The sequence below is a fragment of the Pseudoalteromonas sp. SR45-5 genome (genome assembly GCF_014163565.1).
Taxonomy (GTDB): domain Bacteria; phylum Pseudomonadota; class Gammaproteobacteria; order Enterobacterales; family Alteromonadaceae; genus Pseudoalteromonas; species Pseudoalteromonas distincta.
This window is the reverse complement of sequence record NZ_JACJDN010000144.1, coordinates 1-7,548: the sequence shown is the minus strand read 5'-3', so window position 1 is coordinate 7,548 and position 7,548 is coordinate 1. Positions and strand designations below refer to the sequence as shown.

The 7,548-nt window shown below is 38.6% G+C and carries 7 protein-coding genes; 1 reads left to right on the top strand and 6 read right to left on the bottom strand.

Annotation, left to right across the window (positions count from 1 at the left end; all coding sequences use genetic code 11):
• Positions 1 to 544: sulfate transporter CysZ (gene cysZ / locus H5072_RS07610; protein WP_182693169.1), on the top strand; the 544-nt coding region annotated here is incomplete at its 5' end.
• Between the two features lie 73 nt (positions 545 to 617).
• On the opposite strand, the gene H5072_RS07605 is transcribed toward cysZ, so the two are convergent.
• From H5072_RS07605 to H5072_RS07580, 6 genes are read right to left on the bottom strand one after another with little or no spacing between them, the layout of a single operon-like run.
• On the bottom strand, positions 618 to 1,139 hold the full coding sequence (locus H5072_RS07605; protein WP_182693168.1) for a hypothetical protein: 522 nt from the start codon (positions 1,137 to 1,139) through the stop codon (positions 618 to 620).
• A gap of 1 nt (position 1,140) precedes the next feature.
• Positions 1,141 to 4,449: a PKD domain-containing protein gene (locus H5072_RS07600; RefSeq protein ID WP_182693167.1), complete on the bottom strand. Its 3,309-nt coding sequence runs from the start codon at positions 4,447 to 4,449 to the stop codon at positions 1,141 to 1,143.
• Between the two features lie 16 nt (positions 4,450 to 4,465).
• A complete protein-coding gene (gene rlmM / locus H5072_RS07595; protein ID WP_182693166.1) occupies positions 4,466 to 5,551 on the bottom strand; it encodes a 23S rRNA (cytidine(2498)-2'-O)-methyltransferase RlmM in 1,086 nt (361 codons plus the stop codon).
• A 17-nt stretch (positions 5,552 to 5,568) separates the two neighbouring features.
• Positions 5,569 to 5,937 (bottom strand): DUF423 domain-containing protein, encoded by a 369-nt coding sequence (locus H5072_RS07590; RefSeq protein WP_024595287.1) that lies wholly within the window; start codon positions 5,935 to 5,937, stop codon positions 5,569 to 5,571.
• 19 nt (positions 5,938 to 5,956) lie between these two features.
• Positions 5,957 to 6,592: an alpha/beta family hydrolase gene (locus tag H5072_RS07585; RefSeq protein WP_024605424.1), complete on the bottom strand. Its 636-nt coding sequence runs from the start codon at positions 6,590 to 6,592 to the stop codon at positions 5,957 to 5,959.
• 2 nt (positions 6,593 to 6,594) lie between these two features.
• The gene (locus H5072_RS07580; RefSeq protein ID WP_002958561.1) at positions 6,595 to 7,497 is read right to left on the bottom strand and encodes a transcriptional regulator GcvA; all 903 of its coding nucleotides are present in this window, start codon (positions 7,495 to 7,497) and stop codon (positions 6,595 to 6,597) included.
• Between the last annotated feature and the right edge of the window lie 51 nt (positions 7,498 to 7,548).

Genomic DNA, 7,548 nt, shown 5'->3' with positions numbered 1-7,548 from the left:
GTTAAGCTGGTTAGAGTGGCTAATGTGGCCTATTGCTGTATTAGTTGTTTTGTTTAGCTATAGTATGCTCTTTACAGTTATCACTAATTTTATTGCAGCCCCTTTCAATGCGCTCTTGAGTGAAAAAGTTGAGCTTTACCTAACAGGTCAAAAAATTAACGATGACGGCTTTGCCGAACTAGTTAAAGATATACCTCGCATGCTTGCCCGTGAGTGGACAAAACTATGCTACTACCTTCCTCGCGCAATTGGCTTTTTTATATTGTTATGGGTTTTACCGGTCATTGGTCAAATACTATGGGTGTTATTTACTTGTTGGATGTACGCAGTTCAATACGAAGACTATGCGTTTGATAATCATAAAATTGACTTTAAGCAAATGAAAGACGATTTAAAATCTAAGCAAGGTTTGTCATACGGATTTGGTTTTGCTGTTATGTTGTTAACTGCTATCCCTTTTATAAACTTAATAGTTATGCCAGTCGCAGTGTGCGGTGCAACACGTTTATGGGTAGATAACTATCGTCCAAAATATCGCAGTTAATTAAAAGATTGCTGACTTTTCAATATTCGAAGGACACCGCATTCTAGATTAAAAAGCACCTAAGGTGCTTTTTTTAATCTATTTTTAAAGCAATAAACTCAAGCGATGCACGCCTTGGTAATGCATCGCTTTGTTTATCTACTTCTTCAAATTTTTTAATCAAAATACTAAAGCGCTGATTATTAATATTAACGGCTGTAACTTCACCAATTTTTATACTGTAGTTTTGCTGCTGATCAAACAGCTTTAGTATTTGACCTTTTACACGCTCTACGTATAAATAAGGTGTTTGGTCTGGCATCTTTAAACGAATGACATTGATTTTACTTAGTTCATGTACCGCGACCCAATTCTGACTCTGCATTAACGTATTATAACGACTAATACCTTCAGGCTGATAAACAACATCTTGGCTTATAACGCATGTATTACAGTCCTTTACTGATTCAATTCGCCAGTCAACAGCTGTATTTTTATAATACAAATTATCATTTTTTAGTAACCACTCACGTGCATTGTTAGTATCGCTACACGCTATTAGTAAGCTAAAAAAACTACTCGAGATAATAAACTTAGTGCTTAGCATTGGCTTCATACTATTGCTCTTTAATTGCTTTTAACTCAGCAATAATTGCACTACTTGGCTGTGCTTCTTTTATATAACTGGGCAGCGTTTCAATATTAGCAGGCGAGCTTTGTAAATTATGCACCTTACTGTTATTTGTATTTGGCACGCCAAATCGATTACCTGCACTTTGCATATAAAACTGTAAATTAAGCATGCTCCACTCATCTACATCACTCAGTATTGATATTGTATTATCTTGGTTAGTATCAAAGCTGGTTAAGCTTTCGGTATTAATTGCATTACAATTAAAATCAACTGGTAGTGAGCTATTTCTATTTAACCCCTGTATTTCAAGTATGGTGCTTTCATTTAAATCTGCTGAACTACCATTTGAATAATCAATAATAAAATCATCCGTAGAGCCTAAATGACTATTAGTATTTGGTGCAATATCGCAACTAGCATTGCCTGGGTAAAAACGCTCATAGTAGCGATCGCCTTCGTTATTACCTATTGTTGATAAACCCGCTAATTGATATAAATAATTCATGGAGCTGAGGTGGTTAGGCTTAAAATTAACTTCTTCATCACCGCCATGGTATAAACCTAAGTTATGACCTAACTCATGAAATATTGTTGATGCTTGATAATTATAAGTTACATTGGTTGCTACTTGCGTATCAAGCGTTAAACCCCAGCCCCCCATAGTTACCATTAAATCATTACCGCTTATCTCAGCAATACCCGAACCACTAATACTACCGTCTTCGTTACCACTACTTGCCATTAATAAATAATGGAAAATGGGCCTGCGAGTTATATCGCTATATTCCATTTTATAAGCAAATAAATTAGGGCTACTTAAATCGTATTCAAACGGGGTATAGCTATTAAAAGGGACAAGATTTCCGCCACCTAAATCAAAGTTTTGCGGTGCTGTATTTGTATTTTGATCAAACAAATCACCTACGTCAAAGTGGACTGTATAGCCTTTTTCTGCAAAAACAGTGGCTACTTTTTCAAGTGCGATTCGATGTGGAGTAATACCTACATCACTGCTGTCCATATAATCAACTTCAATAAATATATCTTTTTGTGAGGTACGCGCCCCCCACTCATAAAGTGGTAAACCCGCGAATGTTGTACCCTGTTGCTCAGCGCAATCAGGAATACCATCCTCATCATCATCTATTGTGCAATTTATATTGTTTGGCCCAGCGGGTGTGTTAAACACAGAATAACTCCAATCAGTACTTTGATTAGTGTCTGTCGCATTAAGCTCGCGCTTTAAGCTGCCTCCTTGCTCGGAGATGATTTGCTCTGCGTTACCACCTTGCCATTGTGATGGCGTTACTGGTTCTTGTACTGAGTTACCAAATTTTACAAAGTCGATTGTTTGTGTACCTGCACTATTAAGTAATTCTACAAAACCGTTTATGTACCAATAAGGTCTAATTTCATCACTAGCATTACCCACAAGCGCTATTTTAGGGTTGTTAACTGATGCACTGACTAAAAAATCATCTCCAAACTTGCTTTGTAAAATAAGGTACTCACCATTTTCAAGCTCTTTATTGGGCAGTGAAAAAGTTGTCTGCGCACTAGTCGAGCTATTAATCATATTAATACTGCGGGTTTTAAGCGAATAACTCTGTAAGTTTACAGCAGCCCCTGTGCCGTTATAAATTTCAATCCAAGGTAAGTCGTTACTAAATTGCACAGAAGAAACTTCAGTTATTTTTATATCTTGGCTAGAGGTAGTAAAAGAAGTAGCGGTTTGCGTTTCAATGGCCGTATCATCAAAATTAGTTAAATCAGCTGTAACACGGACAATATATTGGGTATCTTCATTAAAGCTTGCGCTTACATTTACAGTATGAAAATAAGTACTTGTGTCACTAGTAGTACCCGACAAACTTTCAATATTTAAGGCCAAGCAAGTAGTAAAATTATCTGCCGACACTTGTACGCTTCCTGTACAAACACCACTACTAGAATTAACTGCTAAAGTGCTCGTTAGCATAATATCTGAAAATGTAATACTAACAGGGCTATCTACAAGAACTGGGTCATTATTACTTTGGGGTGTTACATTACTAATTGTAGCGGGCGTTGAATCAACCACCGTAATATTCAGTGTAAATTCGGTTGTGTCTTTTGAATCAGACGCAGTTAACGTATAGCTTTGTGAAGTAATACTGTTTGCAGGAGGCGTGTAGCTAAAAAGTAAGGCTTGTGCATCAATAACACTAATTTGTGCACCATTTAAATCATCACCAAAATCAATCTGAACCGTATCGTTATCAGCATCGCTAACTACTAAACTAAATTCTGTGGCTTGATTATATTGCACGCTAATACTTACATCATCTGCAGTTGGTGGATTGTTTGGTGCTAATACTACAACTGTTTTTTGAGCGCTATTTGTAGCGTTATCGTCATCGGTTACAGTAACCACAAATGTAACATTGGTATTTTGTGCAACAGTGGGCGCATTAAAACTAATGCTTGTTTGTGTTTGAGTAAGTTCAACTACAGGACCACTTATTTGCTGCCAAGTTATGCTATTAATACTACCATCGCTGTCTTGTGCATCTGCAACTAAGGTTACACTGTCACCTTTTTCAGCTTCTTCAGGGCCTGTAACAATGACTGTTGGCGCGCTATTTACTTGATTAATTAAAACCGTTTTACTCGCTTGAGCGCTTTTACCTGCATTGTCAGTTACGGTTACGCTAAAACCTAGTGTTGTATTTTCAGATACATTAGGGGCGGTAAAACTAAGGACTCCATCAGTTTGTGAAAACTCAACATTGTCCCCAGCAGACTGAATCCAATTAATATTACTTATAGTGCCATCTGTATCTTGAGCGTTAGCAACTAAACTAACTTGTGTGCTGGCAAGTGCACTACTTGGGCCTGTTATATTAACTGTAGGAGCATTATTTTGAGAGGTGATAGTGCCTGAAAAAACTTGTTGTGCAGTAGCACCTGAGTTGTCAGTAACTGTAACCGAAAAGCTAAAGGTCGTATCGGTTGTTACACTAGGTGCAGTGGCTGTAAGCGTGTTACCGTTAGAGGTAAACGTAAACTCAGGCCCGCTAAGTTGTTGCCATTGATAGCTGGCAATTTGTCCGTCGCTATCACTTGCAAGCGCTGTAATAGTAAATGATTGATTAGAAGTAATAACGTTACTGCTAACCGAAAGCGTAACACTGGGCGCAGCGTTACCAGGGGCCGTAGTTGTATCACTACTTTCGCCTCCCCCGCCACAGCCTGTGATTAAAAGTGATAAAAAAAGTAAACTTAGCCATTTATTAATATTGTTTTTTACCACTTTTAGCCTCTACATATTAACTATACAAATTTTGTGGCACCTTAGTAACGTTTAAATGAACGGTTATTTCCTCACGATCATGATATAGATGTTTAGCTTGCAACTCGTAATTGATACCTTGTTTCTCAAGCTCTTTTCTGATCATCAAAAGACATTCATAAACACTATCAAAGCGTTTTTTCATAGGCAGCTTTAAGTTAAATATAAACTCTTTTGCGTATGCATTTACTGCCCAGTCAATCATTAGCGTAGTCACTTTGGTCGGTTTTTCCACCATATCGCACACTAACCAAGTAATATTTCTTTTTTCTGGGCGATATTTAAAACCGTCGGCTCTAAAATGTTTAACTTGCCCAGTTTGCATTAAATCGTCATTCATTGGGCCGTTATCAACCGCACTTACAAACATACCACGGCGTACAAGCTGATAAGTCCAACCACCTGGGCATGCACCTAAATCAACACTGCGCATACCAGCAGCTACGCGTGACTCGCGTTGTTGCTCAGGTATAAATACGTTAAATGCTTCATCGAGTTTTAACGTTGAGCGACTCGGTGCATCGCTTGGCATACGAAGGCGCAAAATACCCATGAAAAATGGAGAATTATTAAAGCTATACGAGTAACCAACATAAGCCGTATTGTTTGTTAAAAACATGACATGCATTACTGGGCGATTTGCTTTTGGCTCACGTAGTACAGTATTTTGTTTTTCGAGGGCTTTTTTAAGCGGTGTTGAGATTTTTTTACAGAACGTTAAAAGCTCTTTGCCTTCGTTTGTGTCTGGCGTTTCAACGCGCAGTTCTGAGCACAATGTAAAATCTTTAGCAGCTTCAACTACTGCGCTCACACGGTCCTCTACTGGCATGTTTTCAAGTAATGTGCCGGCAAACCATTGACGTGCAAACACCATGTTTTTAAAATCAACTTTTTTGATTATTTCATCGCTGTGATGCGCTTCAAAACATTCGTAAACAACATAACCTGTATTTGGTTTTGCTTTTACATACCCTGCAAAACCTTGCTCTGCAGCATGAAACGTTATTTCAGCAGCGGCATCGTTTTCAAAACCACTACGACAAAAAATCACAACACTAGACATATTAACCCTTAAACTCTTTAAAACTTAAATCGTGCAACTTGCACTAAAATAACAATCCAACCAATAATAAAGCACAACCCACCAAGCGGTGTTATAGGCCCAAGCCACTTCATTCCTGTTAGAGCGAGTAAATATAAACTACCACTAAAAAGTAGTGTGCCCATTATAAAAAAGCCACCAGCCCAACTCAGGTTTATGCCCCATTTAATTAAAATAGCCACCGCAATAAGTGCAAGTCCATGTACCATTTGATACTCAGCAGCCGTTTTAAAAACGCCTAATGAATACTCCGATAAGCGGCTTTTTAAACCATGGGCAGCAAATGCACCTAACATCACCGAAAGCATACAAAAAATACTACCGGTCATTAAAAATAATTTAATCATCTAACCCCCTGCTCGAGTCTTAACGTATCTCAATTTGTTGCTTAATAAATTCAACAGCACTTAACGCTGCTGTTTCTCTATTTTGTAGTTCAGTTACGCCACTTTTTTTACGTGGTTTTAATGAGTGATCGCCATCACTCAGCCAAGTAAACAAAGGCTGCTTTGGCATTTTCATAGTAAGAAGTTCTTCACGTGTACCAAATGTATCTCGCTCGCCCTGTAATACTAGAAAAGGGCAAACAATATCAGCAAAATGATCGGTGCGTAATTTTTCTGGCTTACCCGGCGGATGAAATGGATAACCAAATGCTATAACACCTGAAAGGCTTTGCTCTGTACTACATGCAAGCATTGATGCCATGCGACCGCCCATCGATTTACCGCCTATAAACAACGGTAAATCTGGCTGCGCATTCGTTAGCACTCGTTCATAATAAATAAGTAACTTTGGTGCTCGCTCAGGAGGCCTGCGTTTATTAGTTTGTTTAGCGATTTGCATATATTCAAAATCAAATAAACCAACATCAACCCCCTGCTCGCTTATTAATTTTGCCATGTGCTGCATAAAGTCAGAATCGCTACCAGCACCTGCGCCATGTGCAAATATAAACTGTGCTATTGCAGGTTGCTCCGTGCTTTTAAACCATTCAATCATTATTAATACTCATGTTCTTGCTCATGCTCTACTAAGCTCAGCATCCACTCTTTAAACGAAACTATTTTACCAAGCTCTGTTTGCGACTCACGAAGCACTAAGTAATACGCATTTTTACTCTCTAGGCTATGATTAAACGGAATTACCAAACGCCCTGCGTCTATGTCGGGTTTAGCTAATACACTATTGCCGATTGCCACACCTTGTCCATGTACAGCTGCTTGTAACACCATAGAGGAGTGGCTAAATATAGGCCCTTGATTTACCTGGATGTTACGCACGCCTGCGGTTTTCATCCACGTTTTCCAGTTTTTACGTGTAGTGTCGTGTAATAGTGTGTGATGCGCTAAATCACTAGGTTGATCAAGCGGCTTTAACCCGCTTAATAACATAGGACTACAAAGTGGTACTAAATATTCGGTATGAAGCTTGTACGCTTGTACGCCATTCCAATGACCCCTTCCATAATAAATAGCAATATCTACGTCATCCGTGAGTGAGTTTTCATCTTGGTCTTGTGCTTTTATTCGCACGTCTATCTCTGGATGTAACTCATTAAACAAACTCAAACGAGGCACTAACCACTGAATAGCAAAACTAGGGGTTAGGCTTACCGTTAGTGAGCCCTTAGCGCCACGAGCTAATAGCTTTTCAGTTGCATCAATAAGCTGAGTAAAAATCTCTTTAATATCTAAAAAATAGCCTTGGCCTTCTTCAGTTAACAATAAAGAGCGGTTTTTACGTAAAAACAACTTCAGCCCTAAATGCTCTTCAAGTGTTTTTATTTGATGACTTACTGCCGCCTGCGTTACATAAAGCTCTTCTGCAGCTTTTGTAAAACTTAAATGGCGTGCAGCCGCTTCAAAGGCTTTTAATGCGTTTAATGGAGGTACCCGTCTTGACATAATAACCAAGCTTAGAATTAGTTTTTCTTATGCGTGAGATTATATACATCA

Coding starts and splice junctions, on each gene's coding strand:
- H5072_RS07580 (WP_002958561.1), bottom strand. CDS start 7,497: ATGTCAAGACGGGTACCTCCATTAAACGCATTAAAAGCCTTTGAAGCG.
- H5072_RS07590 (WP_024595287.1), bottom strand. CDS start 5,937: ATGATTAAATTATTTTTAATGACCGGTAGTATTTTTTGTATGCTTTCG.
- H5072_RS07605 (WP_182693168.1), bottom strand. CDS start 1,139: ATGAAGCCAATGCTAAGCACTAAGTTTATTATCTCGAGTAGTTTTTTT.
- rlmM (WP_182693166.1), bottom strand. CDS start 5,551: ATGTCTAGTGTTGTGATTTTTTGTCGTAGTGGTTTTGAAAACGATGCC.
- H5072_RS07585 (WP_024605424.1), bottom strand. CDS start 6,592: ATGATTGAATGGTTTAAAAGCACGGAGCAACCTGCAATAGCACAGTTT.